The following is a 14163-nucleotide window of genomic DNA, read 5'->3' on the forward strand; positions in this document are numbered from 1 at the left end:
GTCCTCCCCCGGACTCCTGGGCGTCGCTGGCAATCATGCGCTCATGCTAAGAGACCTCACAGGACAGCCCTTTCGAGAGGTTGGCCTGAAATTTAGGCCCAAGTCGCCGGGCCTGGGCTGTTTCTCCGCCGTGTGGACCCCGGTCTTCTTGGTCCCGCCGATGGGCCCCCGAGGCTGAGTAGATCGGCCGATCGTGGGAAAGATCAGGGCTTCCGAACGGGCACCACTGCTCGCCTACCCGCAAGGATCGCCGATGCTTCCTGAAGTCCGCCCACACGTATCCGCCCCCCTCGCAGACCAGTTGGAACTCCAGTTGGGTCTGGCTCCAGACCTCGAAGCCAGCCATCTCGATGTGGAGCGCGTCGCCGGCATCGCAGTCGTCGCAGCTGCTCACTCCGGTGGCTACGCGGCCATCGGTCATCTCCTCGGGCTGCTGGCCGCGCTCCCTGCTCCCACCGAGGCAGGCGAACGCTTCTGGTTGGACCTGTGGAGGTCTTCGGGCGCCGCCTACCTGCTACCCGCCAACATCAAGGCTGAGGTGCTTCAATCCCTGGCAGGCGAAGGAACCGCCCTGGCCCGACAGATCCTCTCGGCTGTCGATGAGATGACCCCGCCCCAACGCGTCGCGGCCGGGGAGGTGATCGGTCAAGCCCTCGCCGAGTCCGACCACCTTCCCGACCTCAAGGCACAGGTCATCGGAGAACTATGGCTCCGAGATCTCGAACTCACCGCCTGGCGCGTGCTGCACGCCGACGGCAGGTCGGACGATCCCACTGGACGCAAAGCCTTCCTCGAAGCCTGGAAGAGTGTCTGAACGTCTGCTCCGCCGTCCTGCGGGATGGAGCTGAAGCTCTTCTCCGCATTGAACCCCTTCACGGTTGACGTGGGCGAAGGGGACCTTCCGAACCATGACAGCCAGCCCGGACGGGACATGGCGCGTCTTCCGCACCCTGCCACCATGGGAGACGACCCTGCGTCACACCCTGACACGTGTGTGCGGGGACCTGCCGGTACCCGGCGGGCGCGCTGCCTCAAGCCACGGGCGGTCCCGCCGATTCGGCGGTGCGGCGGTATTCGGCGTTGATGCGCTGGGCTTCCTCGAGTTGGTCTTCGAGGATGACGATGCGGCAGGCGGCCTCGATGGGGGTGCCCTGGTCGACGAGTTCGCGGGCTCGGGCGGCGATGCGCAGTTGGTAGCGGGAGTAGCGGCGGTGGCCGCCTTCGGAGCGCAGTGGGGTGATCAGGCGGGCTTCGCCGACGGCGCGGAGGAAGCCCTGGGTGGTGCCGAGCATCTCGGCGGCCCGGCCCATCGTGTAGGCGGGGTAGTCGTCGTCATCGAGACGGCCGAATGAATCGTCTGCTGTCATTGCACCTCTCTGTGGAACGCGTGGAGGGGCCTTGGTGCCGTACTGGCACCAAGGCCCCGAAGGAACTGCTACACCATCTGCCGGCCCTAGTGCCGCGCCGGCCTTCTGTGTCCGCACGCCCACCCGGGAGAGGGCAGGGAATGCGGGGATCGCGGTTGCTTGACCGGAGACCACCTCACTATCGATGTCCTGCGGTACCCGGACTCAAGACTTCCGCCCGGGCGATCCTGATGGCGCCTGGCTCCTCCGTTCTTCCCTCGGTGATCAACTACTTACCAAGCGGGGGACTGCGTACTGCTGGTACTGCTCTACTGCGAACTGCTGGTGATGCGAACTACCCAGTGGCCTGCGACAGCGCCACTCTTCGGCAGCCAGCCCCGTCGCCCGTCCTGCGTCTGCTCTGGCTTAGAACCCCACTGCCGAACTTCCCGGTACGCGCGCCCGCAGCCGACGCCTTTACCGAGGTGCTGCTCACTGACTTCACTGCTGGGTACTGCGAACTGCACTTACGGGTACTGCACTTGCGTTAACTGCGGTACTGCTCACGGCGGCCCCTGATCACTGCGGGCCACCCGGTCCGGCCGTCAGTCCCGTCGCCGTCCTGCAACAACCCTGGCTTCGGAACTCCACCACCGCACCGTCCTGCGAACTGCAACTGCGGGTACTGCTGCCCGGCAGTTCGTCTCTGCCAGGCCCTGCTGTCTCTCTGGGCTACGAGAGAAACCATAACCACACCACCGCCCAATGTCTACTCCGGCCGACATAGATTTCCGCGAGTTCGGCAGGGAGGTAGTCGACCTCGAACAGCGACGAGGGCAGGCGCGAGGCCGTCACTGCCGACGGGTTAACCGGCCGCAGGCCGGGGCACAAGCCCAGGCAGACTGGACCGGGCATTGACGACAGAGACCAGGGTGACCTGATGGACACGATGAGCGTCAGCGTCGCAACCGTCCGCTCCGCGACATCCGTCGCCGGCGCACGCGAGAGCGCCCGGGATTTCCTCGAAGGTCTCGTACAACCGATCGCAGCCGAGGCTGCCGACACCGTGGTCCTGGTCGTCTCGGAGCTCGTCACCAACGCCCTGCGCCACGGCGGCGGCACCTGCACCCTGGACCTGACCGCGCACCCGGACAACATCGAGGTGGCCGTGCACGACCGCAGCCCGCAGGCCCCGCGCATGCGCACCTCCGACCTGAACGGCGGCACCGGAGGCTTCGGCTGGCCCATGGTCAACCGCCTCGCCCGCGCCACCACGGTGACCGGCCACACGGCCGGCGGCAAGACCGTAAGCGCCCTCCTCGCCCGGTAGCGCCAAGGCGCCGCCGCCGCCCGGCGTGACCGGTGGCCTCCCCAAGGTCAATCTCACCGATAACCGCTGTACCGACAGCCGTGACGGCTGCCTGCAGCGCCGGTTTCCGAGGCTGCTATATCCGTCAAGCGGCCATCGCGAGGTTGTTGGCGGCCGTCAAGCTCTCCTCGGCCGGCCCCCGTTCGAGCAGTTCAACGACCTGGCGGGCGATGGCCCGCTTCAAGCAGCGCCGGGCCTCCCGAGGCGACTTGCCCTCGGTGGTCCGCCGCTGAATGTAGACCTTGGTTGCTGGGTCGATGCGCATGCGGATCAGCACGATGGTGTGCAGCGCCCGGTTGAGTTGCCGGTCGCACCTCCGGTTCAGCCGGTGGCGGTTGGTCAGGCCGGAGGACGCGGGGATCGGCGGCGTGCCGGCGAACGCCGCAAACGCGGCCTCGGACCGGAAGCGGCCCGGGTGCGACCAGCTCACCAGGATCTGACCCGCGCTGATCGACCCACGCCGCGCAACCGCAGCAGCTTGGGCGCCATCGCCTCGACCAGTACGACGATCTCGGCCTCCAGCTCCTCCGCCTCCGCTCGCAACGCCTGGACCCGAACGGCGGTGGACCGCAGTGCACGCGCGGTCATCCGGGGCTCGATGGCCTGGATCGGCCGCTCCCGGAGCTTGGCGCAGTGCTATATCACCGCCTTGCGGCCCTCGCCGCGCAGCTCGGCCCGCAGGTCCTCGGGCGCGGACACGATCAGCGCCTTGAGGTGATTGATCGCCGCCGCGCACGAGGTGACGGCGCCCTGACGGGTGGCCAGCAGGACCCGCAGCGCCTCGCGTTCGCCGCGGCGACGCGGGTGAATCAGGTGCTCGGCGGTCAACGCCTCCAGTCGGCAGCAGGCTACCCTCGGCCCGTCTTCGATTAGCAAAAATCAAGACATAGAAGACTTATCGGAGAATGCCGTTCCCAGGATGTTCCCATCTGGGCGCAGAAAAAGCCCCCCACGATCTTCGTGGGGGGCTTTCAAGGCTCTGACCTGGGCCTTCTTGAGCCGCCTTCGGGATTCGAACCCGAGACCTACGCATTACGAGTGCGTCGCTCTGGCCGACTGAGCTAAGGCGGCATGCTGCGGTGCCAGATTGGCAGCATCAGCGTCGCCAAGTCTACACAGTTTCGAGGGGTGCTCCGTACGGGGTCGGGTAGGGCCCAGGCGAGGCCGGGGCTGGTCAGCGGCAGCGGGTGTGGGGGGTGGGCGGGCGGCCGGTGAGGAGGTAGGTGTTGATCGCGTTGTCGATGCAGCTACTGCCGCGGCCGTAGGCCGTATGGCCGTCACCGTCGTAGGTGAGGAGGGTGGCGGAGGAGAGCTGGGCGGCCAGGGCGCGGGCCCAGGGGTAGGGGGTGGCGGGGTCGCGGGTGGTGCCGACGACGACGATGGGGGCGGCGCCCTTGGCGTGCAGGGCGTGAGGGTTGCCGGTCGGGCGGACAGGCCAGTAGGCGCAGTTCAGGGCCGCCCAGGCGAGGGCACCGCCGAAGACGGGGGATGCCTTCCGGAAGGCGGGGAGGGATTTCTTGACCTCGGCGGGGGTGCGGAAGGCGGGTGGGAGGTCGAGGCAGTTGACGGCGGGGTTGGCGTACATGAGGTTGGCGTACGAGCCGTCGGTGTCGCGCTCGTAGTAGAGGTCGGCCAGGCTGAGCAGACCGCCGCCGTGGCCGCGCATCGCGGAGCGGAGGGCGGTGCGCAACTGGGGCCAGGCGGTCTCGTCGTACATGGCGGAGATCACGCCCATGGTGGCGAGGGGCTCGCCCAGGGCGCGGGACTCGCCGGTGGGGACCGGGTGGGAGTCGAGGCGGGTGAAGAAGGCGCTGAGCCGGTCGCGGGCGGCGGCCACGGAGCCGGTGCCGAGGGGGCAGCCGGTGCGGCGTACGCAGTCCTCGGCGAAGGCGGTGAAGGCGGTTTCGAAACCGGCGGTCTGGTCGCGGTTGATGCGCCGGGAGGACAGCGTCGGGTCGAGGGCGCCGTCGAGGACGAGACGGCCGACGCGGTGCGGGTAGAGGTCGGCGTAAGTCGCGCCGAGGAAGGTGCCGTAGGAGGCGCCGAGGTAATGGAGCTTCCGGTCGCCCAGCGCGGCGCGCAGCACATCCATGTCGCGGGCCGCCTCGACCGTCGAGACATGGCGGAGGATCCGGCCGGAGCGGGCCGCGCAGCCGTGGGCGAACTTCTTGTAGGCGGCGACGAGACGAGTGGTCTCGCCGCGGCCGTCGGGCGTCTGGTCGGTCTGGGTGAAGGCGTCCATCTGCTTGTTGCTCAGACAGGTGACGGGCTCGCTGTCGGCCACGCCGCGCGGGTCCATCGCCACCATGTCGTAGCGGGCGCGCACCCGGGTCGGGTAGCCCACGGCCGCGAAGCTCTGCAGATAGCCGACCGCGGAGCCGCCGGGGCCGCCGGGGTTCACCAGGAGCGAGCCGAGGGGGCGGCCGGGGCCGGTCGCCTTCTTACGGGAGACGGCGAGTCTCAGGTCCCGGCCGGTGCCGGGTCTCGCGTAGTCGAGTGGGGCCTTGAGCGTGGCGCATTCGAAGTCCGCGCCGCCGCAAGGGCGCCAGCTCAGCGACTGCTCGTAGTACGGCCTGAGGGCGGCGGGGACGGCCTTCTTCGACATCGACGCGGCGGGCGGCGAGGAGGCGTCCGCGGAGCAGCCGGAGGACAGCAGGGCGGCGGAGGCGAGGGCGGCGCCGAGGGTCCGGAGCGGGCGGCTGCTGTGCGGGGCGTTCATGGGCTGATCCCTCGGTTCGCGCGGTCGAGTCGCGGGATCGCACCGGTCGGATCATCCGGATCACGTCGAGCGAGGTGATCCGGGTGGTCAGGGTCGTCAGGGTGATCACCCTGATCGCTCGGATCCTGGAGATCGGGCCCTGGAGATCGCGTCCTGGAGATACGGCCGGTTTGCCCCCTTACGGAGAGTATCCGCACGGACACGCTTCATGCGCGCGGGAGCGAACCCGTACGGGTGACTCAGCCGGCCCGCAGCGCCATGGTCATCGCCTCGACCGCCAGCAGCGGCGCCACATTGCTGTCCAGCGCCTGACGGCACGCCGTGATCGCCTCGATCCGGCGCAGCGTCCGCTCGGGCTTCGAGCCCGAGGCGATCCGCTCCAGCGCGTCCCGTACGTCGGTGTTGGCGAGCGCGACCTGGGAGCCGAGCTGGAGGGCCAGCACATCGCGGTAGAAGGCGATCAGATCGGTGAGCGCGAGGTCGAGGGTGTCGCGCTGGGTGCGGGTGGCACGGCGCTTCTGGCGGTCCTGGAGATCCTTCATGGCCCCGGCCGTGCCGCGCGGCAGCCGCCCGCCCGTACCGGCCGCGGCGCCCAGGGCGGCGCGCAGCTCCTCGGTCTCCTTGACGTCGACCTCCTCCGCCACCTGTTTGGCGTCCTCGGCCGCCGCGTCGATCAGCTCCTGGGCCGCCTTGAGGCAGCCGCCCACGTCGTCGACACGCAGCGGGAGCTTCAGGACGGCGGCGCGGCGGGCGCGAGCCCGCTCGTCGGTGGCCAGACGGCGGGCGCGGTCGATATGGCCCTGGGTGGCGCGGGCGGCGGAGGCGGCGAGCCCGGGGTCGATGCCGTCGCGCCGGACGAGGAGGTCCGCGACGGCCTCCACCGGAGGCGTGCGGAGGGTGAGGAGGCGGCAGCGGGAGCGGATCGTGGGCAGCACATCCTCCAGCGAGGGCGTGCACAGCAGCCATACGGTGCGTGGGGCGGGCTCCTCGACGGCCTTGAGGAGAACATTGCCCGCGCCCTCGGTAAGGCGGTCGGCGTCCTCCATGACGATCACCTGCCACCGGCCGCCGGCGGGCGACAACTGGGCACGGCGGACGAGTTCCCGGGTCTCCTTGACGCCGATGGTGAGCATGTCCGTACGGACCACCTCCACATCGGCGTGGGTGCCGACGAGGGCGGTGTGACAGCCGTCGCAGAAGCCGCAGCCGGGGGCGCCGCCGAGCGCCCGGTCCGGGCTGACGCACTGCAGCGCGGCGGCGAAGGCGCGGGCCGCGGTGGCCCGGCCGGAGCCGGGCGGGCCGGTGAACAGCCAGGCGTGGGTCATCTTGGACGACGCCATGGGCTTCTCGGCCGGGGCCGCCAGGCCCGCCGCCGTGACCAGGGCCTCCGCATCCCGCGCGGCAGCCGTCAGCTGGGCCGCTACTCGGTCCTGCCCGACCAGGTCGTCCCACACCGCCATGGCTGCCTCCGCCGTTCGTGCTTACGGCAACCCATTGTGGGCCACCCCACCGACAGCCGAGGACGCCGTCGGCGACGGCGCCCGGCCGGCCGGGCCGTCAGGGGCCCCGTCGCCTCGTCGGCGGGGCCTCCGTCGGCGGGCCTCCGTCACAGGGGCCTCCGTCACAGGGGCCTCCGTCACAGGGGCCTCCGTCACAGGGGCCTCGTCGGCCCCTGCCGTCAGCGACTGCCCGCCAGCGCCCCTGCCGCCAGCGCCCCAACGTGTCACCGCGCCGTCGGCGACCCTGTCCGTGACGTCCTCGCCGAGATACGCCTCGGCGTCGCGCTCGAGCTCCTGCCGCACCCGCGCGGAGATCTCCTGCGCGGTGTAGCGCTTGCCGTCGACGTCGCCGGTGACGGGCTTCCGCCACCGGTCCTCGCCCACATAGCCGTCGGCGTCCTGCCGTCAGCAGGCCCGGTCAAGCGCCCCGATGTCGCCGACCTGCCGTCAGCGATCCCCCGTCGGCGCCCTGCCGCACCGCCCTGCCGTCAGCGCCCTGCCGTCAGCGCCCTGCCGTCAGCGGCGTCGGCCGTCCTCGTCGTCGCGCGGGCCGAGCAGTTCGTCGGCCAGCGACGGGAGGTCGTCCAGCGGGGTCTCCTCCGCCCACTCGGGACGGCGGCGGCGCGGACGCGGCGACTCCGCACCGCCCTGCGCCTGGCCCTGGTCATGCCCCTGATCCTGGCCGTACTGCGGCATCTCGCGCGTGCGCTCGTTCCCCTCGCCCTGGCCCTGCGCCTGCTCCTGGCCCTCGTCCGGCCGGAACAGCCACGGCGGGACCCGGTCCGCCGGATCGGCGGACCGCTCGTCCCGTACGGGCGGCAGGACGGCCGTCTCGTCGGCCGCGTTCGTGGGCGGCTCGGCGGGCGGCTGCGGCGGGAAGGCCGTCTCCTCGGCGTCCGGGCCGCCCCGGCGCTCCGGGCCGTCCTGGGGCCGTACGGGCGGCAGCACGGCGGTGTCGCCGGCGTCCGGGCCGTTCTGGGGAGGCACGGGCGGCAGCAGCGTGGTCTCGTCCGCGTCCGGCCCGGCGGCGGGACGGCCGGAGCCGCCCTCGCCGACGTACTCCGCCCACGGGTCGAACCGCGGCGTCTGGACCGTCTTCGTCGAGTCCGGGTCGCCGGAGGCGGGGCCCGCCGCGTCCCGGGCGCCGCCGGCGTCCCGCGAGCCGCCCGCGTCGTGCGGCGGCGGGGCCGGGGTCTCGGTCTCCACGGTCGGCGCCTCGGCCCCGGAGGAGGCCGCCGCATCCGCCGCGTCCGCCGCCAGCCGCGCCTGCTCCGCCCGCAGCAGCGCCTCCTCGGCCTTGCGCTGCTCCTCCTGACGGCGCGCCTCGGCCTCGGCCCGCCGCACGGCCTCCGCCTCCGCCTCCAGGCGGCGCCGCTCCTCGTCGACGGCGCGGGCGCGGTCCTCGGCCTCGATGCGCTTGCGGTCCTCCTCGGCCCTGCGGCGCGCGTCCTCGGCCCGCTGGCGGGCCGCCTCCGCCTGCCGTTCGGCCTCGCGCTGGCGGGCCTCCTCCAGCTCGCGGCGCTTGCGCTCCTCCTCCTCGGCGCGCGCCTTGGCGAGCGCCTCCTGGCGCTCGCGCTCCAGCCGCTCCTCCTCGGCCTTACGGGCGGCCTCTTCCTCGGCGCGGCGGCGGGCCTCCTCCTCGGCGGCCTTACGGGCCTCCTCCTGGGCCTTCACCTCCGCATCGGACAGCGGCAGCATCTGGTCCAGGCGGTGGCGCACCACGGAGGTGACCGCCTCCGGCAGCTGCCCGGCGTCGACGACGAGATAGCGGGCCGGGTCGGCGGCGGCGAGGGCCAGGAATCCGGACCGTACGCGCTGGTGGAACTCGGCGGGCTCGGACTCGAGCCGGTCCGGGGCCTCGGTGAAGCGCTCGCGCGCGGTCTCCGGCGAGACGTCCAGCAGCACCGTCAGATGCGGCACCAGGCCGTTCGTCGCCCAGCGCGAGATACGGGCGATCTCGGTGGCGGCGAGGTCGCGCCCCGCGCCCTGGTAGGCCACGGACGAGTCGATGTAGCGGTCGGAGATGACGACCGCGCCGCGCTCCAGCGCCGGGCGGACGACGGTGTCGACGTGCTCGGCGCGGTCCGCCGCGTACAGCAGCGCCTCGGCGCGGTGCGAGATCCCGGCGGACGAGACGTCGAGCAGGATCGAGCGGAGCCGCTTGCCGATCGCGGTCGCACCCGGCTCACGGGTCACCACGACCTCGTGGCCCTTGGCCCTTATCCACTCGGCCAGCGCCTCCACCTGCGTGGACTTGCCCGAGCCGTCGCCGCCCTCGATGACGATGAAGAAACCGGTGGCGGTCGGGCCCTCGTCCGTGCCCCCGCCGCCGAGCAGCGCCTCGCGCAGATCGCGCCGCAGCGGCACTCCCTGCCGGTCGTCTGTCCGGCCGAGGACCAGCGCGGCGACGGGCAGCAGCAGCGCGCCCACCAGCATCAGGGTGAAGGCCGCGCCGCCGTGCGCGAAGACGAAATCGCCGCTGCCGAGCCGGTGCGGTCCGATGACGGCGGCGAGCAGCGGCGCGACGACCGCGCCGAACCCGACGCTGACGCGGACGACGGCCTGCAGATGCGCGGTCATCCGGGGCCGGCGGGCCTCCTCGGACTCCTGGTCCAGGAGGACGTGGCCGGTGTGGGCGGCGATACCGGCCAGCACGCCCGCGACCCAGGCGATCAGCACGACGGTGGTCGTGTCGTGCACCAGGCCCACCGTGAGCAGCGCGAGCCCGGTCAGCGCGACCGACAGCGCCAGCAGCCTGCGCCGCGACAGACCCGGGAGGAACTTCGGGGCCCAGCGGATACCCAGAGCCGGACCGCCGGCCAGCACGAGGGCGAGCAGCGCGAACGCGACCGGCCCGCCGCCGAGGTCCATGGCCTGCAGCGGGGCGACGCCCACGGCCGCGGCGATCGCGCCCGCCACTCCGGCGCAGGCGAGCACGAGCAGCGGAACGGCACCGGTGCGGCCCTTGTCGGCACCGGTACCGGAGGCGACACGGGGCCGGCGCAGCCCCTCCAGGGGGGAGCGGGTGCGGCTGGTCTGCCCGCCGGGCAGTTCGAGGAAGGTGAGGATCGAGATCGACGCGGCGAAGAGTCCGGCGCCGACATACGAGCCGAGGGCGGCCTGGTGGGTGTGGAACCACTCCACGCCGGTGCCCAGCAGCCTGCCGATGAGGGTGACGACGAGCAGCCCGGCGGCGGCGATCGGCAGCGTCAGGAAGTTCGTACGGAGCGAGAGCCGCCGCAGCGCGTCCAGGTGGTCGGGCAGCGGGCGCACGGCCGCGCCCTCGGCGGGCGGTGCCGGGAGCAGCGAGGGCGCCGCGCCGTCCTTGGCGACGGTCCAGAAGCGCTCCGCGACGCCGACGACGAAGGTGGTGATGAGCAGCCAGGCGACGGCGTCGGCCGGGGCCCAGTCGATCCACAGCGGCGCGATGAGGAGCAGCACCAGCCGCAGACCGTCCGCGCCGACCATGGTCCAGCGGCGGTCCAGCGGACCGGAGGGGCCGATGAGCGCCGCGAGCGGCCCGAGGAGCACCGCGCCGAACAGCACGGTCGCCAGGAGCCGTACGCCCAGCACCACCGCGACCGCGAAGGCCGCGCCGCGATACCCGCCGCCGAAGGAGTCGGCCGCCACGGACGCCTGCAGCGTCAGCAGCACCAGCACCAGCACGGCGAGCGCGTCCCCCGCGCCGCCGACGAGTTGGGCGCTCCAGAGCCGTCGCAGCGGCTGATAGCGCAGCAGGGCTCGTACGGCCCGCTCGCGGGAGTCCGCGGCAAGGGCACCGGAGGTGGCGGTCACGTCCGTTGGCTGCTCTCGCGTCATCCCGCCAGCCTATCCGGATCACATGAATCCACGGCCCCCCGGCCGAACAAACGGGCGGTGAGCCGTGGATGGCGCGGGGATTGCTCCGCCTTGCTCCGCTTTCCTACTCGGCGTCGGCCGACGACTTCTTGGCCGCTGCCGTCTTCTTGGCGGCGGTCTTCGCGGTCGTCTTCTTGGCGGTCGTCTTCTTCGCCGCGGTCTTCTTGGCGGCCGTCTTGGTCGCCGTCGCCTTCTTGGCCGCGGTCTTCTTCGCCGCCGTCTTCTTGGCGGTCTTCTTGGCCGGGCCCTTGGCGCGCTTCTCGGCGAGCAACTCGAAGCCGCGCTCGGGCGTGATGGTCTCCACGTCGTCGTCGCGGCGCAGCGTCGCGTTGGTCTCGCCGTCCGTGACGTACGGGCCGAAGCGGCCGTCCTTCACCACCACGGGCCGCTCGCTGACCGGGTCGGTGCCCAGCTCCTTCAGCGGCGGCTTGGCCGCGGCCCGGCCACGCTGCTTGGGCTGGGCATAGATCGCCAGCGCCTCCTCGAGCGTGATGGTGAAGAGCTGCTCCTCGCTCTCCAGCGACCGCGAGTCCGTGCCCTTCTTCAGGTACGGGCCGTAGCGGCCGTTCTGCGCGGTGATCTCCACACCCTCGGGGTCGGCGCCGACCACACGCGGCAGCGACATCAGTTTGAGCGCGTCCTCCAGGGTCACCGTGTCCAGGGACATCGACTTCAGGAGGGACGCGGTGCGCGGCTTGACGGCGTTCTTACCGCTCTTGGGAGTGTCCTCGGGGAGCACCTCGGTGACGTACGGGCCGTAGCGGCCGTCCTTGGCCACGATCATGCGACCGGTGTCGGGGTCGGGGCCCAGCTCGAACTCACCGCTCGGCTTGGCGAGCAGCTCCTCCGCGTACGCCACGGTCAGCTCGTCCGGCGGCATGTCGTCGGGGACGTCGGCGCGCCGGCCGGTGCCGCCCTCGATCTCCGTCGGGCGCTCGACGTACGGCCCGTAGCGGCCGACGCGCAGCACGATGCCGTCGCCCACGGGGAAGGAGGAGATCTCCCGGGCGTCGATCGCGCCCAGGTCGGTGACCAGCTCCTTGAGGCCGCCGAGGTGGTCGCCGTCGCCGTTCCCGGCCTCGGCGGCGCCGGCCTGCGCGCCCTCGCCGAAGTAGAAGCGCTTCAGCCACGGCACGGCCTCGGCCTCGCCGCGCGCGATGCGGTCGAGATCGTCCTCCATCTTGGCGGTGAAGTCGTAGTCGACCAGCCGGCCGAAGTGCTTCTCCAGCAGGTTGACCACGGCGAAGCTCAGGAAGGAGGGCACGAGCGCGGTGCCCTTCTTGAAGACATAGCCGCGGTCGAGGATGGTGCCCAGGATCGTGGCGTAGGTCGAGGGGCGGCCGATCTCGCGCTCTTCGAGCTCCTTGACCAGCGACGCCTCGGTGTAGCGGGCCGGGGGCTTGGTCGCGTGGCCGTCGGCGGTGATCTCCTCGGCGGAGAGCCGGTCGCCCTCGGTGACCTGCGGCAGCCGGCGCTCGCGGTCGTCGAGCTCGGCGTTCGGGTCGTCGGCGCCCTCCACGTAGGCCTTCATGAAGCCGTGGAAGGTGATCGTCTTACCGGAGGCGGAGAACTCGGCGTCCCGGCCGTCGCTCGCCTGCCCGGCGATCTTGACGGTGACCGAGTTGCCGATCGCGTCCTTCATCTGGGAGGCGACGGTCCGCTTCCAGATCAGCTCGTAGAGCCGGAACTGGTCGCCCGAAAGGCCGGTCTCCGCCGGGGTGCGGAAACGCTCTCCCGAGGGGCGGATGGCCTCGTGCGCCTCCTGGGCGTTCTTGACCTTGCCCGCGTAGGTGCGCGGCTTGTCCGGCAGATAGTCGGCGCCGTAAAGCTGGGTGACCTGCGCCCGGGCCGCCGTCACCGCCGTGTCCGACAGGACGGTGGAGTCCGTACGCATATAGGTGATGTAGCCGTTCTCATACAGCTTCTGCGCGACCTGCATGGTGGCCTTGGCCCCGAAGCCCAGCTTGCGGCTGGCCTCCTGCTGCAGGGTCGTCGTACGGAACGGCGCGTACGGCGAGCGGCGGTACGGCTTGGACTCGACCGAGCGCACCGTGAAAGCGGTGTCGGCGAGAGCCGTGGCCAGGGAGCGGGCACCGGCCTCGTCCAGGTGCAGGACGTTGACGCCGTCCTTCAGCTGGCCGAGCGAGGTGAAATCGCGCCCCTGGGCGACCCGGAGGCCGTCGACGGCCGTAAGGCGGGCACCGAAGGTGCCGGGGTCGCTGACGTCACCCGCCCGGCCGGTGGCGAAGGTGCCGGTGAGGTCCCAGTACTCGGCGGAGCGGAAGGCGATGCGCTCGCGCTCGCGCTCGACGACGAGACGGGTGGCGACGGACTGGACCCGGCCCGCGGACAGGCCGCGCATGACCTTCTTCCACAGGACCGGCGAGACCTCGTAGCCGTAGAGGCGGTCGAGGATGCGGCGGGTCTCCTGGGCATCGACCAGGCGCTGGTTCAGCTCGCGCGGGTTGGCCACGGCGGCCCGGATGGCGTCCTTGGTGATCTCGTGGAAGACCATCCGGCGCACCGGGACCTTGGGCTTGAGGACCTCCTGGAGGTGCCAGGCGATGGCCTCGCCCTCGCGGTCCTCATCGGTGGCCAGGAAGAGCTCGTCGGAGTCGGCGAGCAGCTCCTTGAGCTTCTTGACCTGGCTCTTCTTATCCGCGTTGACCACGTAGACGGGCTGGAAGTCGTGCTCGACGTCCACGCCGAGCCGACGGACCTCGCCGGTGTACTTGTCGGGGACCTCGGCCGCACCGTTCGGCAGGTCCCGGATGTGCCCGACGCTGGCCTCGACCACGTAGCCCGGGCCGAGGTAGCCCTTAATCGTCTTCGCCTTGGCAGGCGACTCGACGATGACGAGTCGGCGGCCGCCCTGTGCGGTCTCGCTGGTGGTCGGGGACAACTTGGCTCTTCTCTCCGGTCGACGCTCGGTGAACGGGCAGTGCCGCGTGGGTAACGCTCACACGGCCTCCCTCTACGGTGACGCTGCGGAGTGTGACGGTACATCCCGCCCCCGTGTCAAACGGAAAAAGCCCGCAACGCCACTCGAACGGTAACCCGACAACCGACCTGTCTGCCGCCCGGACCGGCACGAGGCAGCGCGGAAGGCCCTGTCAGGCGTAACCGAGGCACCAGATTCCGCCGCCAAGGGCGGCGACGCCGAAGAGAAGGGAGAGCGCCGCGGAAGCGACAGGACTCACACCATGTGCCACCGGTGCGCGCAGCCTCAGGCGCGCCGCCGTCCACAGCAGCAGCGCGGCGCCGAACAACACGAATGCCGTTCCGGCGAAGATCGCAGGTCCGCTCTCCATGACGGGAGCGTGGCACGTACGGGAGGCGTGAGCGCGAACCCCGGGTGAACAGCGCGCGTCA

11 protein-coding genes, 1 tRNA gene and 1 pseudogene are annotated in these 14163 nt (G+C 71.6%); 2 read left to right on the top strand and 11 right to left on the bottom strand.

Features of this window, described 5'->3' with window-relative positions:
* Window positions 1–253 precede the first annotated feature (253 nt).
* Window positions 254–814, top strand: coding sequence for a hypothetical protein (locus STRVI_RS42325; RefSeq protein ID WP_014061717.1), 561 nt, complete (start codon window positions 254–256; stop codon window positions 812–814).
* 217 nt (window positions 815–1031) lie between these two features.
* Here the strand turns inward: STRVI_RS42325 and STRVI_RS42330 are convergent, their stop codons facing one another.
* A complete protein-coding gene (locus STRVI_RS42330; RefSeq protein ID WP_014061718.1) occupies window positions 1032–1367 on the bottom strand; it encodes a MerR family transcriptional regulator in 336 nt (111 codons plus the stop codon).
* A gap of 919 nt (window positions 1368–2286) precedes the next feature.
* Here STRVI_RS42330 and STRVI_RS42335 point away from each other — a divergent pair.
* Entirely contained in the window at window positions 2287–2676 is a 390-nt protein-coding gene (locus STRVI_RS42335; protein WP_014061719.1) for an ATP-binding protein, read from the top strand.
* A gap of 124 nt (window positions 2677–2800) precedes the next feature.
* Here the strand turns inward: STRVI_RS42335 and STRVI_RS55290 are convergent, their stop codons facing one another.
* The 10 genes and pseudogenes from STRVI_RS55290 to STRVI_RS42380 all read right to left on the bottom strand — a co-directional run bounded on the left by STRVI_RS55290 (window position 2801) and on the right by STRVI_RS42380 (window position 14102).
* On the bottom strand, window positions 2801–3145 hold the full coding sequence (locus STRVI_RS55290; protein ID WP_043237442.1) for a transposase: 345 nt from the start codon (window positions 3143–3145) through the stop codon (window positions 2801–2803).
* Window positions 3142–3303, bottom strand: a complete 162-nt coding sequence (locus tag STRVI_RS55295; protein ID WP_251982837.1) for a hypothetical protein — start codon at window positions 3301–3303, stop codon at window positions 3142–3144. Before STRVI_RS55295 ends, STRVI_RS55290 begins: the two co-directional genes overlap by 4 nt.
* A gap of 48 nt (window positions 3304–3351) precedes the next feature.
* Window positions 3352–3543: a hypothetical protein gene (locus STRVI_RS55300; RefSeq protein WP_043237444.1), complete on the bottom strand. Its 192-nt coding sequence runs from the start codon at window positions 3541–3543 to the stop codon at window positions 3352–3354.
* A 169-nt stretch (window positions 3544–3712) separates the two neighbouring features.
* Window positions 3713–3786: transfer RNA gene (locus tag STRVI_RS42350), tRNA-Thr, on the bottom strand.
* 103 nt (window positions 3787–3889) lie between these two features.
* On the bottom strand, window positions 3890–5434 hold the full coding sequence (locus tag STRVI_RS42355) for an alpha/beta hydrolase (RefSeq protein ID WP_014061720.1): 1545 nt from the start codon (window positions 5432–5434) through the stop codon (window positions 3890–3892).
* A gap of 239 nt (window positions 5435–5673) precedes the next feature.
* Entirely contained in the window at window positions 5674–6894 is a 1221-nt protein-coding gene (locus STRVI_RS42360) for a DNA polymerase III subunit delta' (protein ID WP_014061721.1), read from the bottom strand.
* Between the two features lie 279 nt (window positions 6895–7173).
* Window positions 7174–7320, bottom strand: a pseudogene (locus STRVI_RS55815) (Hsp70 family protein); the annotation flags it as partial.
* Window positions 7321–7449: 129 nt separating this feature from the next.
* On the bottom strand, window positions 7450–10752 hold the full coding sequence (tmk, locus tag STRVI_RS42370; protein WP_014061722.1) for a dTMP kinase: 3303 nt from the start codon (window positions 10750–10752) through the stop codon (window positions 7450–7452).
* Between the two features lie 103 nt (window positions 10753–10855).
* Window positions 10856–13693, bottom strand: coding sequence for a type I DNA topoisomerase (gene topA, locus STRVI_RS42375; protein WP_014061723.1), 2838 nt, complete (start codon window positions 13691–13693; stop codon window positions 10856–10858).
* 211 nt (window positions 13694–13904) lie between these two features.
* The gene (locus tag STRVI_RS42380; protein WP_014061724.1) at window positions 13905–14102 is read right to left on the bottom strand and encodes a hypothetical protein; all 198 of its coding nucleotides are present in this window, start codon (window positions 14100–14102) and stop codon (window positions 13905–13907) included.
* Between the last annotated feature and the right edge of the window lie 61 nt (window positions 14103–14163).

The organism is Streptomyces violaceusniger Tu 4113 (assembly GCF_000147815.2).
GTDB lineage: Bacteria > Actinomycetota > Actinomycetes > Streptomycetales > Streptomycetaceae > Streptomyces > Streptomyces violaceusniger_A.

What these genes read in the sequence shown, in the direction of transcription:
- STRVI_RS42360 (WP_014061721.1), bottom strand. Translation starts at nt 6,894, where the DNA reads ATGGCGGTGTGGGACGACCTGGTCGGGCAGGACCGAGTAGCGGCCCAG.
- STRVI_RS55295 (WP_251982837.1), bottom strand. Translation starts at nt 3,303, where the DNA reads ATGACCGCGCGTGCACTGCGGTCCACCGCCGTTCGGGTCCAGGCGTTG.
- STRVI_RS42355 (WP_014061720.1), bottom strand. Translation starts at nt 5,434, where the DNA reads ATGAACGCCCCGCACAGCAGCCGCCCGCTCCGGACCCTCGGCGCCGCC.
- STRVI_RS42335 (WP_014061719.1), top strand. Translation starts at nt 2,287, where the DNA reads ATGGACACGATGAGCGTCAGCGTCGCAACCGTCCGCTCCGCGACATCC.
- STRVI_RS42380 (WP_014061724.1), bottom strand. Translation starts at nt 14,102, where the DNA reads ATGGAGAGCGGACCTGCGATCTTCGCCGGAACGGCATTCGTGTTGTTC.
- STRVI_RS42330 (WP_014061718.1), bottom strand. Translation starts at nt 1,367, where the DNA reads ATGACAGCAGACGATTCATTCGGCCGTCTCGATGACGACGACTACCCC.
- STRVI_RS42325 (WP_014061717.1), top strand. Translation starts at nt 254, where the DNA reads ATGCTTCCTGAAGTCCGCCCACACGTATCCGCCCCCCTCGCAGACCAG.
- tmk (WP_014061722.1), bottom strand. Translation starts at nt 10,752, where the DNA reads ATGACGCGAGAGCAGCCAACGGACGTGACCGCCACCTCCGGTGCCCTT.